The sequence below is a fragment of the Jiangella muralis genome (assembly GCF_001270745.1).
Taxonomy (GTDB): domain Bacteria; phylum Actinomycetota; class Actinomycetes; order Jiangellales; family Jiangellaceae; genus Jiangella; species Jiangella muralis.
Genome location: NZ_LFXL01000056.1, coordinates 14,607 through 28,897, shown reverse-complemented (window position 1 = coordinate 28,897; position 14,291 = coordinate 14,607). Strand labels below are relative to the sequence as shown.

12 protein-coding genes are annotated in these 14,291 nt (G+C 72.3%); all 12 read right to left on the bottom strand.

Annotated elements, in window-relative coordinates:
* Nucleotides 1–687 precede the first annotated feature (687 nt).
* The 12 genes from ACW62_RS31435 to ACW62_RS31365 all read right to left on the bottom strand — a co-directional run bounded on the left by ACW62_RS31435 (nucleotide 688) and on the right by ACW62_RS31365 (nucleotide 14,193).
* Complete coding sequence (locus ACW62_RS31435; protein WP_053208080.1) at nucleotides 688–1,089, bottom strand: hypothetical protein; 402 nt, start codon at nucleotides 1,087–1,089, stop codon at nucleotides 688–690.
* 1,712 nt (nucleotides 1,090–2,801) lie between these two features.
* A complete protein-coding gene (locus ACW62_RS31415; RefSeq protein ID WP_053208076.1) occupies nucleotides 2,802–3,095 on the bottom strand; it encodes a helix-turn-helix transcriptional regulator in 294 nt (97 codons plus the stop codon).
* 11 nt (nucleotides 3,096–3,106) lie between these two features.
* A complete protein-coding gene (locus ACW62_RS31410; protein ID WP_083460392.1) occupies nucleotides 3,107–5,842 on the bottom strand; it encodes a cation-translocating P-type ATPase in 2,736 nt (911 codons plus the stop codon).
* A complete protein-coding gene (locus ACW62_RS31405) occupies nucleotides 5,839–7,212 on the bottom strand; it encodes a V-type ATP synthase subunit B (protein WP_420843632.1) in 1,374 nt (457 codons plus the stop codon). The genes ACW62_RS31410 and ACW62_RS31405 overlap by 4 nt, the downstream gene beginning before the upstream one ends.
* Before the next feature lie 74 nt (nucleotides 7,213–7,286).
* A complete protein-coding gene (locus tag ACW62_RS31400) occupies nucleotides 7,287–9,071 on the bottom strand; it encodes a V-type ATP synthase subunit A (RefSeq protein ID WP_053208075.1) in 1,785 nt (594 codons plus the stop codon).
* Complete coding sequence (locus tag ACW62_RS34550; RefSeq protein ID WP_157575116.1) at nucleotides 9,068–9,472, bottom strand: hypothetical protein; 405 nt, start codon at nucleotides 9,470–9,472, stop codon at nucleotides 9,068–9,070. The genes ACW62_RS31400 and ACW62_RS34550 overlap by 4 nt, the downstream gene beginning before the upstream one ends.
* The gene (locus tag ACW62_RS31390) at nucleotides 9,469–10,341 is read right to left on the bottom strand and encodes a V0D/AC39 family V-type ATPase subunit (RefSeq protein WP_053208073.1); all 873 of its coding nucleotides are present in this window, start codon (nucleotides 10,339–10,341) and stop codon (nucleotides 9,469–9,471) included. The genes ACW62_RS34550 and ACW62_RS31390 overlap by 4 nt, the downstream gene beginning before the upstream one ends.
* On the bottom strand, nucleotides 10,338–10,934 hold the full coding sequence (locus tag ACW62_RS31385) for a hypothetical protein (protein ID WP_053208072.1): 597 nt from the start codon (nucleotides 10,932–10,934) through the stop codon (nucleotides 10,338–10,340). The genes ACW62_RS31390 and ACW62_RS31385 overlap by 4 nt, the downstream gene beginning before the upstream one ends.
* A 1-nt stretch (nucleotide 10,935) precedes the next feature.
* Nucleotides 10,936–11,157: an ATPase gene (locus tag ACW62_RS31380; RefSeq protein ID WP_053208071.1), complete on the bottom strand. Its 222-nt coding sequence runs from the start codon at nucleotides 11,155–11,157 to the stop codon at nucleotides 10,936–10,938.
* A 5-nt stretch (nucleotides 11,158–11,162) separates the two neighbouring features.
* A complete protein-coding gene (locus ACW62_RS31375) occupies nucleotides 11,163–13,151 on the bottom strand; it encodes a V-type ATP synthase subunit I (protein WP_053208070.1) in 1,989 nt (662 codons plus the stop codon).
* Nucleotides 13,148–13,519 carry a hypothetical protein gene (locus ACW62_RS31370; RefSeq protein ID WP_053208069.1) on the bottom strand — a complete coding sequence of 124 codons (372 nt, stop codon included), beginning with the start codon at nucleotides 13,517–13,519 and terminating at the stop codon, nucleotides 13,148–13,150. The genes ACW62_RS31375 and ACW62_RS31370 overlap by 4 nt, the downstream gene beginning before the upstream one ends.
* On the bottom strand, nucleotides 13,516–14,193 hold the full coding sequence (locus ACW62_RS31365) for a V-type ATP synthase subunit D (RefSeq protein WP_169792168.1): 678 nt from the start codon (nucleotides 14,191–14,193) through the stop codon (nucleotides 13,516–13,518). The genes ACW62_RS31370 and ACW62_RS31365 overlap by 4 nt, the downstream gene beginning before the upstream one ends.
* Between the last annotated feature and the right edge of the window lie 98 nt (nucleotides 14,194–14,291).

Here is a 14,291-nt window from a genome sequence, read left to right as displayed (position 1 = left end):
TCAGCCACGGCCGTCTCCTCTCGGATCAGGCCGGACCCCACACACCGTTATTCAGACAGTCCCCCGCCCACCAGGGTGACGGTGACGGAGGTGGGGTAGTCGCGAACCGACCGAGGAGTAGGAGTGTTCCACCTGCTAGCGGATGTCGGAAGTAGGCGGACTTGTGCCGCGGGCTCGCGCGCGGTGCGTTCTCGTGGCTGATGCGGAGCACGGGTAGTGGTAGTCCGCCATGGAAATCGTGTCGGCCAGGCCTCGGGAAAGAACGCAGTCGGCTCACGCTGCGGCGCGCTGGCCGGGATGTGCTCACGGGGCGACCACCGAGTCTGCGGATGTCGATCCTCGGAGCAAGCGGCCGCGTGCCTCGACGTCGCGTCCCACGTGCGGTGTGTCGCGGGCGGCTAGGCGCCGGCATCGATGCGGCGTCCATTCATCGGCACCTCAGTAGCGCGATCCCCCGGACTCGTGCAGTTGGGAATCGTCAACGAAGGCGATGAGGTTGCCGGCCTGGACAGCGTGCTCGAGAAGGTCGTCAATCAGGTCATGGGACACAGGCCCCCACCTTCTCCGGGCGATTGGGGGTGGACGTAACTCTGCTCGATCACGAGGGTGCCCAGGGTCCGGTTTGCCACGGCCGTCCAGCACTGGTCCAGCCCGGCCACTACCTGTTCGGAATCGGTGGCGGCAGCCTCATGCAGGGTCTCGAGGGGTCTGCTGACCACGTCGGTGCAGGTAGTCCTCCAGGCACAGTGCTGTCGCTGTGAACAGCTTGTCCGGTTTGTCGGCCGTCGCGCCGACGACGGCGCCCACGAGGCGGTACAGCCACCGCGCGTTGCTCTTCACCTCGTTCACGAGTGCCGCGTCGCCGGCCAGGACGAGCGGAGCCGGACGGTCTGCTCGCAGGCGTGCCACGCAGTCGTGGATCCGGGCGAGCAGGTCGCTGCGGTCGTCGGCCTCGCGCTCCGAACCGAGCCCGAGACCCGACTCCGGGTCGGATCTGTCGAGGCCGGGCGATGCCATGAGCCGCGCATGGCCTTCGGGGAGGCGTTCAACCGTGTCGAGCAGCGTGACGCGTGCGGCAACCCAGTACACGCGGGCTCCGAATTCGTCGACGCGCGTAGGACCAGGTGCGGCGGGGTCCGGTGCAGCGCTCGGAGGAGGTCACGGGTGGCGAAGGTGGACTCGACCACGACCTTCTGGTGGACCGTCACGGGGAGCGTCCAGCTCCGCGAGAGGCTGTGGCTGACGAGGAGACCGAGCGCGTTCTGCGTGCTGGAGTCTTGGGCGATGCGGGCGTGTCGTCGCAGTTCGTACATCAGGCGCTCGTGGTCGCCCAACGGCTGGTCGTCCAGACGTCGCTCGGCGTCGAGGAGCAGCCCGTCGAGGCGCTCGCGGTCCGCGATCGCCATCCGTGTGGCCGGGGTGGTCGGCATCAGCACGGAGATACAGGGGACCACCGGCCGCGGTCTGATGCGCGGCAGCCTCCGCTATGAGGTCGCGGGGGATAACTCCGCGGGCCCCGCCGATGTGTCCCGCATCCGTGGTGATGGCCGACTCCTTTGTAGCGGGAGCGTGACCTGAGGCGCCGCCTCGGTTGCCGTAGATCACGATGCCGCTCCTCCCGGACGCTGCGCTCCGGCGGTACGCCGCTCGCGGACCGTCATGGCGTCCGCCTGGGCCAACTGACGTGCCCATCGACGGCGGCGCGCCGTGGGTTGGGCCCTGACAACTTCGATCCGCGCGAGCGGGGTTCCTGGCCACAACTGGGCGACCTCCCCCTCCCGGTCGGCGACGTCGAGTGCCATGCGTCGTTCCCACAGGAGGTGGAGGTCAGGGTCGCGCAAGACCGGGGAGTGGGGCACCGTCAGCACCAAGTGGGCCTCGCGTCCGACGTACACCCAGCGGTGCAGCTCGTCGATGACCGCCCACTCCAATGGTTCCGCCGCATCGGCCAGCACATGCGGCCTGCCCTCGCAGGGTCGAGTCTTGTCGAGGGACGTCTCGTCGGGGTGGGGATCGGGCTGCGCCAATAGCTCGTCGAGCGGACGCTCGCGCTCCGGCGGGTGCCCAGGTCCTCCGATCCCACGCCGCCATGCCCAGGCCTCCCAGGCCCTCCTCAGCGCGCTCGGCTGATGTTGGAACCTCACAGTCACGCGACTCGCATCGGGTCCTACGACCCGGGCGAGGTCTGCGAGACTGTCGCGCACGTCGTTGTCCGCCGTGGCAGCGCTACGCCGCTGCGCGAACGCGAGCAGTCCGCGGTGCGGATCGTCAGGGTCACGTGCACGCAGCCCCCGTCCTGGAGGTGACCTGCAACCTGGTGAAGGTCCTTGCGCGACCAGGCACCCGAGACAGGTAGTCGCACGTGGGGGTTGACGGGTCGCCGCTCTCGGGCACCGCAGCAGCAGGCAGCCTGATGAGCATCATGGCCGCCTCCCCGCCGCGTCGACGTACGGGCCGTCGGAGCCACCCTCGGGCACGGACCCGGGAGACGAGTGCGGCCTGTTGCGCCGTGCCGCAGCGCTCGCCTGCCCTCGCCTGACACCGCACCAGCCGAGCTCGCGCGCCGCCCAGAGGCCGAGCCAGAGAGCCAGTCCGAGGCGGATGAGAAGGTCGTCCACGCTGATCACCACCGTTGTCGTCGGTCCGGGCCTCGTTGCCCGGATGGTGATCAGGAGTGGTCTCTCCCGTCCCGGTATGGAACCCGGTCGCCGGGCTGATCAGCCGTGGTGACGTGCGACCGGAGGTGGGGTACTCCCCAACCCTGATGTACGCAGATCTTATCACGAAGTTTGCTTCGCATGTCAGGGGGTTGCAGCGGACTTGTTGATGAGGTCCACGAAGGCGCCGATGGTGACTCCGGATTCCAGGTCGTGCCGGAAGTGGGAGTCGCGGGTGACCCGGTACCGGTTGCGCCGACCTACTTTGTCCTTGTCGACGTAGCCGAGCTCCACCAGGTCCGCGACGATCTGCTGCACCGCCCTCTCGGTGATGCCGACGGCGTCGGCGACGTCGCGGGTCCGTGCGTCCGGGTCGCGCGCGAGCGCGACCAGGACGTGGCCGTGGTTGGACAGGAAGGTCCAGTCGTCGCGGGTCATGACGACCCATGCTACGCGATTCCTGTTTCGTATGTCCCGGGTCGTCCGCAGCCCTTCCCCCGACCCGAGCCCCAGCGGTGGCCGAGCTTGACCAGCTCCTCGACCACCAGCACGCTCAGCGCCACCGCGATGCAGATCCCCCACTGCCCGGGCGTGAGAGCAACGGTGTCGAAGATCGCCTGGCCCCACGGCGTGTGCACGGCCATGATGTGCAGCAGGGCGACCGTCGTGAGGGACACCCACAGCCACCGGTTGGTGAAGGTGTGCGGTGCGAACACGGTGACGTGCTCGGCGCGTGCGTTGAGCGCGTTGACGAGCTGGAAGAGCACGAAGGTGGTGAAGGCCATGGTCAGGCTGACGGCCTCGCCCCATTCCTCGCGCGCGAGGATGAGGACTGCGAGGGTACCGATCGCCATCACCAGTCCCACGCGGGCCAGCCTGATCAGTCGCGCCGGGGAGAGGATCTGGTCGCCGCTGCGCCGCGGGGGCTCGGACATGATCCCGGGCCGGGCGGGGTCCACGCCAAGCGCCATCGCGGGTGGGCCGTCCATGATGATGTTGACCCAGAGGATCTGCACGGCGGTCAGCGGAGCCGGCAGTCCCATCACCGAGGCGCCGAGGAAGGTCGAGATGGCGCCCATGTTGGTGGAGAGCTGGAACCGCACGAACTTCACCACGTTGTCGTAGATCGAGCGGCCCTCCTCGACCGCGCCGACGACGGTGGTGAAGTTGTCGTCGGTGAGGATGACGTCGCCCGCCTCCTTGGTGACCTCGGTTCCCGTCAGGCCCATGGCCACGCCGATGTGCGCCGAGCGCAGCGCCGCCGCGTCGTTGACGCCGTCACCGGTCATGGCCACGACGTGGCCGCGCGCCGTGAGCGCCTTGACGATGGCGACCTTGTGCTCGGGAGACACCCGGGCGAACACCGCCACCTCGTCGACGACGTCGGCCAGCTCCTCGGTCGACAGCTCGGCGAGCTCGGCGCCGGTCATCGCGCGGCCCTCGATGCCGAGCTCGCGGGCGATGGCAACGGCGGTCGCGACGTGGTCGCCGGTGATCATCTTCACCCCCACGCCGGCCCGGTGGCACAGGGCGACCGCCGAGGTCGCCTCGGGCCGCGGCGGGTCGGCGATCCCGAGCAGGCCGAGCAGGGTCAGCGACGACACGTCGGAGTGGGGCTCGGCCGACGGCGACTCGACCAGGCGGGTGGCCACGGCCAGCACGCGCAGTCCGCGCTCCCCCATCGCCGCGATGGCGTCGTCGAGCCGGTCCCGGTCGGACGGGGTGAGCTCGACCTCGTCGCCTCCGAGCAGCCACGAGTCGCAGCGCCGCAGCAGCACGTCGGCCGCGCCCTTGGCCAGCACGCGTGACGCGGGTCCCTCGTCGTGGTAGGTGGCCATGTACTTGTAGTCGGCGTCGAAGGGGATCTCCGCCGATCGCGGCCACTGTGCGCGGCGCGCCGTCACGTCCAGCCCTGCCTTGGCCGCCAGCACGATCAGCGCACCCTCGGTCGGGTCGCCGATGATGCCGTCGCTGTCGAGCTCGGAGTCGCTGCACAAGGCCAGGACGTCGAGCAGGAGCGGCGGCAGGGTCGCCTGGCTGCCGTCGGCGTCGAGGACCTCGCCGTCGGTGTCGTACCCCTGGCCGTGGACCGTGAGCTCGAGGTCACCCACGTGCACCTCGCGGACCGTCATCTCGTTGAGGGTGAGGGTGCCGGTCTTGTCGCTGCAGATGACGGTGGCCGAGCCCAGCGTCTCGACCGAGGCGAGGCGCTTGACGATCGCGTTGCGCCCCGCCATGCGGTGCACGCCGAGCGCGAGCGTCAGCGCCAGCACGGCCGGCAGGCCCTCCGGGACGGTCGCCACCGCGAGCGCCACGGCTCGCAGGGCGATCTCGGAGGGGGCCTCGCCCCGCGCCAGGGCCAACGCGACGTAGACCGTCACGGCGACCAGTCCCAGCGCGGCCAGCCGCTTGCCCAGGGTGTCGAGCTGCCGCTGGAGCGGGGTCTGCGGCTCCTCGCCGGAGGCGAGCATCTCGGCGATGGCACCGACGGAGGTCTTCATGCCGGTGGCGGTCACCACCGCTTCGGCCCGTCCGCGGGTGAGCGCGGTGTTCATGTGGACCATACCGTCGCGGTCTGCGAGGGGGGCGTCGTGCTCTGCGGTCGAGTCGGATCGCTTGGGGACGGGCTGGGACTCGCCGGTCAGGGCCGACTCGTCGACCTCCACCGAGGAGGCGAGGACCAGACGCGCGTCCGCGGGCACGCGGTCGCCCGCCTCGAGCAGGACGACGTCGCCGGGCACCAGGTCGCCGGCGTCGACGACGAGGGTCCGCCCGTCGCGCCGGATCCGGGCCGACGGGCTCAGCATGTTGCGCAGCGCCTCCAGGCTCTTCTCGGCTCGCTGCTCCTGGAAGAAGCCGATGCTGGCGTTGATGAGGAGCACCACGGCGATGACGATGGTGTCCTTGATCTCGCCCACGAGGCCCGCGAGGACCGCAGCGCCGATGAGCACCAGGATCAGGACGCTGCGGAACTGGTCGAGGAAGCGCAACAGCACCGGTCGGCGTGCGGGCTCGGCCAGTTGGTTGGGGCCGAACCTGTCGAGCCGTGCCCGGGCCTCCTCGCTGCTCAGGCCGCATGCAGGGTCGACCTCCATCGCCGCGGCCACCTCCTCGGCACTGGCGGCGTGCGGAGTGGCGTGTGCAGTGGCGTGTGCAGTGGTGCCGGGGACGGGTGTCGCGGTCATGGCTGGCTCCTCGCGGTGGTGCGGTGGTGACGGGCGACGTGCTCGGCCCCGACCCGGCCCAGCTCGCCGGGCTCGAACTCGCTGAGCAACTCCCAGCCCAGGTCCAGGGTCTGGGTGATGGTCCGCCGGGCCTCGCCCTGGCCGACGAACTCCTCCTCGAAGCGACCGGCGAACGCGAGGATGCGGCGGTCCTCGGCCGTCAGCCCGCTCTCGCCGACGATCGAGACCAGGCGTCGCACCTCGACGCCACGGGCGTAGCAGGCGTACAACTGGTCGGCGAGACCGCGGTGGTCGGCGCGCGTACGGCCCTCGCCTACACCTGCGTTCATCAGCCGCGACAGCGACGGCAAGACGTCGAAGGGTGGGTCGACGCCGCGTCCGGCCATGTCGCGCGACAGGACCACCTGTCCCTCGGTGATGTAGCCGGTGAGGTCCGGGATGGGGTGGGTGATGTCGCCGTCGGGCATGGTCAGCACCGACAGCTGGGTCAAGGACCCGGTCGAGCCGTGCACCCGTCCCGCCCGCTCGAAGAGGGAGGCCAGATCGGTGTACATGTAGCCGGGGTAGCCGCGCCGCCCCGGCATCTCCTCACGGGCCGCGGCGATCTCGCGCAGCGCCTCGCAGTAGGCCGTGACGTCGGTGAGGATCACCAGGACGTGCAGGTGCTTCTCAAAGGCGAGGTACTCGGCCAGCGTCAGGGCCACGCGGGGGGTGAAAAGTCGCTCGATCGTGGGGTCGTTGGCCAGGTTGAGCAGCAGCACGTTGCGGTGCCCTGAGGCGCTGGCGGCGAACTGGTCGCGGAAGAAGTCGGCCTCGCGGCGCGTGACGCCCATCGCTGCGAAGACGACGACCACCTCGTCTGACTCGCCGGGCACCCGGGCCTGGGTGGCGATCCGGGCGGCCACCTCGGCGGCGGGCAGTCCGGCTGCGGTGAAGACGGGCAGTTTCTGCCCGCGGACCAGGGTGTTGAGCCCGTCGATCGCTGAGAAGCCGGTCTCGATGAACTGGTCGGGGTGAATCCGCGCGACGGGGTTGAGCGGCAGTCCGTTCACCGGGCGGTACGCCTCGGCGGTGGGCTCCGGCCGGCCGTCCCGTGGGCGTCCGGCACCGTCGAGGACGCGCCCGAGGACGTCGGTCCCGACGCCGGTGACCGCTGCCCGGAACCGCGCGCGGACGGCGACGTTGGCCCGGCCTATGCCCTCGGTCCCGCCGAGCACCTGCACCACGGCGCGGGAGCGGTCCACCTCGAGGACCTGGCCGTCGCGTTCGCTGCCGTCGTCGGTGACGACCGTGACGACTTCGCCGAACGCTAGGCTGTCAGCGCCCTCGACCAGCAGCAGCGGCCCCGCCACCCGGCGTACGTCGCGCATCTCGATCGTGGGCAGGATCCCCACCGGGGCGGCGGCGACGGCGTCCCGGGCGCGGGCCCTCGTGTCGGTGGTGGTCATCCCTGCTCCTCCTCGTCGGTGGTGAGTGCGGCATGCAGGGCCGCGACGGCTTCGTCGAGGTGCCGCTCGAGCGTCTCGTCGGTCGGCCACCCACGCGCTGCGGCGACCGTGCGCAGGGCAGGGTGGGCGACGACGTCGGCAACGGGCCGGCCGGCGGTGACCGCGGCGGTCATGGCGTCCTCGGCGGCCTTGACCAGCTGCAGCATCGCGATCTGCTTGCGCGGTGGACAACTGGCGTCGACGGGGTCGAAGGAGGACTGCTGCAGGTAGTCCTCGCGGAGCATGCGTCCCACCCGCAGGGTCACGCGCTGGGGCGGCGCGACCGCCTCCACGCCCAGCAGGCTGACCACCTCCAGGAGGCTCCCCTCCTCCTGCAGCGTGCGCACGGCCCAGGCGCTGAGGCGTGACCAGTCCTCGGCGACGTGCTCGTCGAACCACTCGCCCAGCCGGTAGGAGGTGTAGCTGCGCGTCCAGTTGATCGACGGGAAGTGGCGGCTGCGGGCCAGGCTCGCATCGAGCGCCCAGAAGCATCCCGCGACGCGCAGGCTGTTCTGGGTGACGGGCTCGGAGAAGTCCCCACCCGCCGGCGACACCGCGCCGACGACGGTGACCGACCCGCGGCGGGGCGTGGAGCCGAGGCAGTCGACCAGCCCGGCACGCTCGTAGAAGGCCGCTAGGCGGGTCGCGAGGTAGGCGGGGTAGCCGTCCTCGGCCGGGATCTCGCCGAGACGACCCGACACCTCGCGCAGTGCCTCGCCCCAGCGGCTGGTGGAGTCGGCAAGCAGCACGGCGTGCAGGCCCTGGTCGCGGTAGTACTCCGCCATCGTGATGCCGAGGTAGACGCTGGCCTCGCGGGCCGCCACCGGCATGTTCGAGGTGTTGGCCACGAGCACGGTCCGCTCCATCAGGGGGCGTCCAGTGCGCGGGTCGGAGAGCTGTGGGAACTCCTCGAGCACCTCGGTCAGCTCGTTGCCCCGCTCGCCGCACCCGACGTAGACCACCACGTCCGCTTCGGCGTGCTTGGCGATCGCCTGCTCGAGCACCGTCTTGCCGGTGCCGAACCCGCCGGGGATGATGCCGGCACCGCCGAGGGCGATCGGGAAGAGACCGTCGAGGACCCGCTGCCCGGTGAGCAGCGGGCGACGCAGGGCCTGGTGTCCCCGCACCGGGCGGGGTCGGCGGATCGCCCAGCGCTGCAACATCTGCACGTCGTGGCCCTGGACGCGGGCGATGACCTCGTCAACGCGGCGCGACCCTTCCACGACGTGCTCCACCACACCACGAACGCCCGGGGGCACCAGGACGCGGTGGCGCAGCGCTGCGGTCTCCTGGACAGTGCCCAGCTCGTCGCCCGCCTCCACCCGGCCGCCCGCCACCACGGACGGCACGAACTCCCAGGTCCGGGCGCGGTCGAGGCCCGGCAGGTCGGCGCCGCGCGGAATGTAGATGCCGTGCTCGGCACTGAGTGCGGCGAGCGGGCGCTGGGTGCCGTCGAACACGGTGCCCAGCAGGCCAGGTCCGAGCTCGATGCTCAGCGGTCCACCGGTGCCGGTCACGGGGTCCCCCGAGCGCAGCCCCGAGGTGTCCTCGAAGACCTGCACCGTGGCGAGGGCGCCGTCGAGGCGGATCACCTCCCCGGGCAGGGCCTGCACGCCGACGCGCACCACATCGTAGAGCCGGCAGGCGGGCAGGCCCGCGACCTCCAGGACGGGGCCAGAGACCCGCACCACCGTCCCGACCTGGTCGCGGGTTCCGTCCGGGGTGCTGACTGTCGTGCTCATGGGTGGTCTCCTTCAGGGACGAAGCTGATCTCGTAGCCGACCGCTCGCCCGAGCAGTCGCTGGAGCTGGTCGTGGGGCTCGGTGTCCACGGCCGGGGCGTCGGGCGGAAGGCCGACCACAAGGCCGTCGGTGCGCTCCGCCCAGGCATCGCGCGCGGCGACCGGCAGTCGCGACCAGGCGCCGTGATGCACCAGGACCACCGCGCGACCGTCCCCGGGCAGGCGCACGGCTGTTTCGACAGCTCGGTTGACAGCGTCGGCTCCGATCTCGCCGTCCGGGCCTGGCTCAGGCACCACCGTCGCGGCCCCCGCGAGGCGGAAGCCCGCGTCGACCGGTCGAGGAGCCACCACGACTACCTCCGAGTCTGTCCGTGCCGCCGACGGGGCGTGCGCGTTCGTCACGGAGTCCTCCGGTCCGCACCGCCGGCGAGGACCAGCACGGCCCGACGGTGCCGGCGCGCGCGCTCCTCGAGGAGCAGCAGGTAGCCCACCAGTGGGTCGGCGCTCTCGGCGTCCCCCCTACGCAGCCGCGCGGCGGCGCCGGCGGTGGCCTCGTCGTGCAGGTCCCGGTCGAGGTGGCCGAGGTCCCTGTGCACCTCGTACGCCGCCGCCGCGGCCCGCCAGCGGGGGTGGACGCCCAGCACGGGAGCCCAGCGCCCGGCGACCGCGTGCTCCAGGTCGCGGGCACCGAGGCGACCGAACGGCAGCAGTCGGGCGGGGTCCACGTCCGACCGGGCCAGCGCGATGACCAGGTTGCGCTGGTCCCGCTCGCGGGCGAGCAGCTCCGCGACGGGGCGCGAACGCGGGTGGGCGGCCCGTTCGGCCCACTCGGCGTGCGCCGTGGCCGCGAGCGCGAGCTCGAGTTCCTCGACGTCGCGGTGCAGCTCGAAGCGGGACCACAGCCGGGGTAGGGCCGCCGCGGTGGCCGGCGTCGGCAGACGCAGTCGTTCGAGCAGGGCGGCGACGCCCGCCTCGTCCCGCGCGTGGGCGAGCTCGGCGGCCCGCTCGGGGGTGAGCGCACCGACCGCGAGTAGCCCTCGGAGCCGGTCCTCGGGCGGGAGGCCCGAGGCCGCGCCGCGCAGCAGCGCGAGGGCGTCGCGGAGGTCGTGTCGTCCGGTCAGCACCTGCGCCACCGTGCGGGCCTCGCCCACGAACAGCTCCAGCAGACGTCGCAGCTCGTCGCGCTCCTCCTCGCCCGCACCGTGCGGGGTCAGGCGCGACATCCGTGCCCGCAGGGCGGTCGACCCGGCGACGTACAGCGGCGCCGTCATCGCGGGTCCACCTCCGCGTCCACTTCTGGGCGCGGTTCGCACACCGCGTCGCGCAGCACCGGGCGCAACAGCCCCCACGCCGCGTCCAGGCGGCCGTCGGCGGTGTTGTGCACCGCTCGACCCTGGGCGTCGTGCAGCACGAGGCCGACCCCGACGGGTCCTGCCTCCACGACGAGTGCGGGCCGGTGACGGCGTACGGCGTCCACATGGGCCGGGTCGACCGCGCACGAGGTGGCCGAGGGCAGGAGCGCCATCGCCTCCTCGAGGAGGTCGAGCGTGGCGGACGCGCCGCGGTCCGTGCCGACCAGGTCCTGCAGGTCCTGCCCGGCCGCCGCGCGCACCCGTTCGAGCTCGGCGTCGACCAGCTCGCGCAGGTGCGTACGAGACGCTGCCGCCCCGGTGGAGCGGAGGCGGAGCGCTTCCTCGCGGGCGGTCGACTCGGCTCGGGTGAGGAGGTCGAGGCGGTCGCGCTCGGCCGACTGGTGGGCTTCCCGGAGAATCTCGGCAGCGCGTCGTTCGTCCTGGGCCAGCACGTCGGCCAGCTCGCGTCGACCGTCCTGCTCCATGGTCTCAAGCAGCGCCTGGAGGCTCATGTCAGCCGCCCAGCAGGAGCACGATCATGGCCGCGACCGCGAAGCCCAGGATCACGAGGGTCTCGGGGATGGCCACGAGCAGGATGGCCCGGCCGGCGAGCTCGGGCTTCTCGGCGATGGCTCCCATGGCCGCCGCGCCGATCCGCGCCTGGGCGTAGCCGGTCGCGAGAGCGGCGAGGCCGACCGCGAGTCCTGCTCCGAGGGCGATGAGTCCGGTTTCCATCTGTGTCACCTTTCGTGGGTGGCGTCCGGGATGCGGACGCCGGTGGTGGTGCCGTGCGGCGGGACGCCGACCGGTCGAAGGAGTGGGCGGGGGGTGAGGGCGCCGTGGGCGCCGAGTGGCCGGAAGGCCTGGCCCTCGCCGTCGTGGAACTTGCTGAAGAACTCGACGTAGTGCAGTCGCAGGGCCTGGACCATCGGGCTGAATGCCGCCAGCCCCAGGTTGAGCAGGTGCAGCAGGACTGCCACGAACAGGCCCACCAGGAGCGGCAGCTCGGTAGCGAGCTCGTTGGCGACGTTGGCGAGGTAGACCGAGGCCAGTCCCACCGCGGCCACCCGGAGGTAGGACAAGACGTTGCCGACGGTGCCGATGAGCTCAAGCGGGCCGAGGAGGGCGCCGATGGGGCCGTGCACCGAGCTGGTGGCCACGAGCCCCACCACGGCGGGGACCAGAGCTGCCAGGGTCACCCACGAGGGGGCGCCCAAGACGGCGGCCGCGATGGCCGCCGTCGCTCCGAGCAGTACGGCCAGGGTGCCGCCCACTTCCAGGGTGCGGTGGCGGTCGCCACGTCGCAGCGCGGTCACCAGGCCGAGGGTCAGGCCGAGCACGATGTGGGACCAGCCGAGGGCGACGGCGAAGACCAGCAGGGGCTCGAGGGCGGCCGGTCCACCGCGGTAGAACCACAGTGCCGGCATCCCCCACATGTTGCCGAGGCTGCCGAGCGCCTCCCCGAACATCACGCCCCACAGCACCGACCACGTACCGCCGGCCATCAGCACCCGGCCGGCGTCGTCCATCACGCCGCCCCGGTCGTGCATTCGTACCGCCCGGCGGCGCAGCCACCAGCCGATGCCGGCGAGCGCGGCGCCGTAGACGACGTCGCCGACCATCACGCCGAAGAGGAACGGCAGGAAGATCGCCATGAGCCCGGTCGGGTCCAACCCGCCCGGGGAGGGCCAGGAGAGGAACCCGACCAAGCGGCGGTAGGGGGACCAGGCGGCGCGTCCGCTCAGCTCCACCGGGGAGGGGCCGGGGACCTCGCCCGCTGGGGCGTCGACGACGGCCACGCCGGCGAGGCCGTCGCGGTCGAGCTGCTCGCGCACCTCGCGGCGACGGTCCGCCCGGATCCAGCAGCGCAGGAGGAAGGTGCGCGCGGAGAGCGCGGCGGACGCGACCGCGTCGTCGCGTTCGGTCAGCACGAGCAGGACACGCTCGGCGGCGCGCAGCCGGGGGGCTCCGCGGAGCCAGAGCGCGTCGAGGTCGGCGCGGACGACGTCGAGGTCGTCCTGGAGGTCGACCAGCCGCTCGCGCATCCGCACGAGCGTGGTGTGCAGGGACAGGTGGGCGTAGTCCTCGGGCACCTCGACCCGGCTGATCTCGTCGGCGCCCATGAGACCGAGGACCTCGGGCAGCCGGTCGCGGGCCACCACCAGGAGGCACCCGCGGGTGCGGCCGGCCTCCGTGCTGCGGAGCACGAAACCCTCACCCACGAGCTGCCGCAGCTGGGTCTCGATCAGCTCGACCACGGACCCGGCCGGGTCGTCCAGCACCAGCGCGGTCATCGCCAGTCCCAGCAGCTCAAGCTCGACATCGGAGAGCGAGGTCAGCTCCGGCACGAGGGACTCGAGCTGGGCGAGGACGTCCACGTAGCGCGCCAACGCGTCGCGCTCCGCCTCGAGCGAGGCGTGGGCCCCGCGTAGGGACTCGACCTCGAGCTCGAGCGTCGCGATGTCGACGTCGGCGTGGCGCGGGTCCACAGGTGCGGCGTCCGCGCCGTCGCGTGTCGCCGAGGCGTCTGCCGGTGCCCACTCCAGCACACGTTGCACCCGCGACAGCAGGTCGCGCCTCGCCACATGGTCCGCAGCGTGGTCCGGATCGTCGTCCGGCGCCCCGGACGGCGTCACCTCCGCGCTCCCCGCTCGCTGGAGCGACTCGACCGTCTCGAGCAACTGCTCGCGCCGGCCCAGGAGCTGGACGTGGTGCAGTCGCCGGATCATCGGCTCGCCCCCGGTGACCGGTCGGCCCGCTGGGCGACGGTCGGGGCCACGGTCAGGACGGCGGCGACGGTGGCGGCGACGAGGTCCTCACGCAGGCGCGCGGCCCGCTGCACCACCTCGGCACCGATCCGCTGCTGCTCGGCCTCGTCGGCCTGCACCCAATCGCGTGCCTCCTGCACGATGCGCGCGGACAGGCGATCGGCTTCCGCGACGGCTTCCGCGGCGGTCGCCGCCACGAGCAGCTCCGCCTGCTCCCGAGCCGCGTCGACGCGGTCGTGGCTGTGCCGCGCTTCCTCGAGGCGGGCCTCGATGAGCCGCTCAAGCTCGCGCACCTGGCGCATGGCGGCCGGATCCTGCACCTGCGTCATCGACGTACCTCCTCGTCGGGTCGTGGCACAGCGGGGTGATCCTGTGCCGGTCGGTCCTGCGAGACGCGACGCCGCTCCCGCGCCCGCTTCAGGCGGGAGTGCTCCTCACGCTCGCGCTCCTCGAGGACCGCGGTGATCCGTGCCGCCTCCTCCTCCAGTCCCGGGATGACGACGTTCTCCAGCGCATTGACCTGGCGGGTGGTGCGGGCCACCTCCTCGGTGAGCCGGCGCACCGTGGCCTCGAGGGCCACAAAGCGCAGCACGTGCTCGAGGTACCGCTCACAGGCCTCGGCCGCCGCCTCGATCGACGGGGCCACCAGGGCCGGTGCCGCGCCGCGCTCCTCGGCCGTACGGCGTACGTCCCCGGCCTGCACCGTCACGACCCGAACGCCGACCACCATGCGGTCCTCGCGCTCGACGACGACGCCGGTGGCCGCACCGGAGGCGACCGCCGCGACAGCGGCCGGTCCCTCCTCGGCGATGCTCTCGTCGAGCAGCGCGCGTCCCTCGCGGGCCAGGACGGCCGCGGCCTCGCGCTCCGCGGACACGTCTGCGTCGAGGCGGTGCAGCTCGCGCACCAGTGCCATACGCTTGTCGATGAGCAGGTCACGCCCCTGGGCCGCGAAGGCGATCGCCGAGCGGCGCCGCAGCAGCTCGGTGCGCGTCGCGGTCAAGGCCGTCACCGCCTTGACCCGTCGAGGCCGACCCGCCTGGGCGGGCGGTGCCGGTCGCGCAGCTGGTCACGGAGTAGGTGAGTGTCCACGGAGAATGC

Coding starts and splice junctions, on each gene's coding strand:
- ACW62_RS31400 (WP_053208075.1), bottom strand. CDS start 9,071: ATGAGCACGACAGTCAGCACCCCGGACGGAACCCGCGACCAGGTCGGG.
- ACW62_RS31370 (WP_053208069.1), bottom strand. CDS start 13,519: ATGACGCAGGTGCAGGATCCGGCCGCCATGCGCCAGGTGCGCGAGCTT.
- ACW62_RS31380 (WP_053208071.1), bottom strand. CDS start 11,157: ATGGAAACCGGACTCATCGCCCTCGGAGCAGGACTCGCGGTCGGCCTC.
- ACW62_RS31390 (WP_053208073.1), bottom strand. CDS start 10,341: ATGACGGCGCCGCTGTACGTCGCCGGGTCGACCGCCCTGCGGGCACGG.
- ACW62_RS31385 (WP_053208072.1), bottom strand. CDS start 10,934: ATGAGCCTCCAGGCGCTGCTTGAGACCATGGAGCAGGACGGTCGACGC.
- ACW62_RS31410 (WP_083460392.1), bottom strand. CDS start 5,842: ATGACCGCGACACCCGTCCCCGGCACCACTGCACACGCCACTGCACAC.
- ACW62_RS31405 (WP_420843632.1), bottom strand. CDS start 7,212: ATGCGCGACGTACGCCGGGTGGCGGGGCCGCTGCTGCTGGTCGAGGGC.
- ACW62_RS31415 (WP_053208076.1), bottom strand. CDS start 3,095: ATGACCCGCGACGACTGGACCTTCCTGTCCAACCACGGCCACGTCCTG.
- ACW62_RS31375 (WP_053208070.1), bottom strand. CDS start 13,151: ATGATCCGGCGACTGCACCACGTCCAGCTCCTGGGCCGGCGCGAGCAG.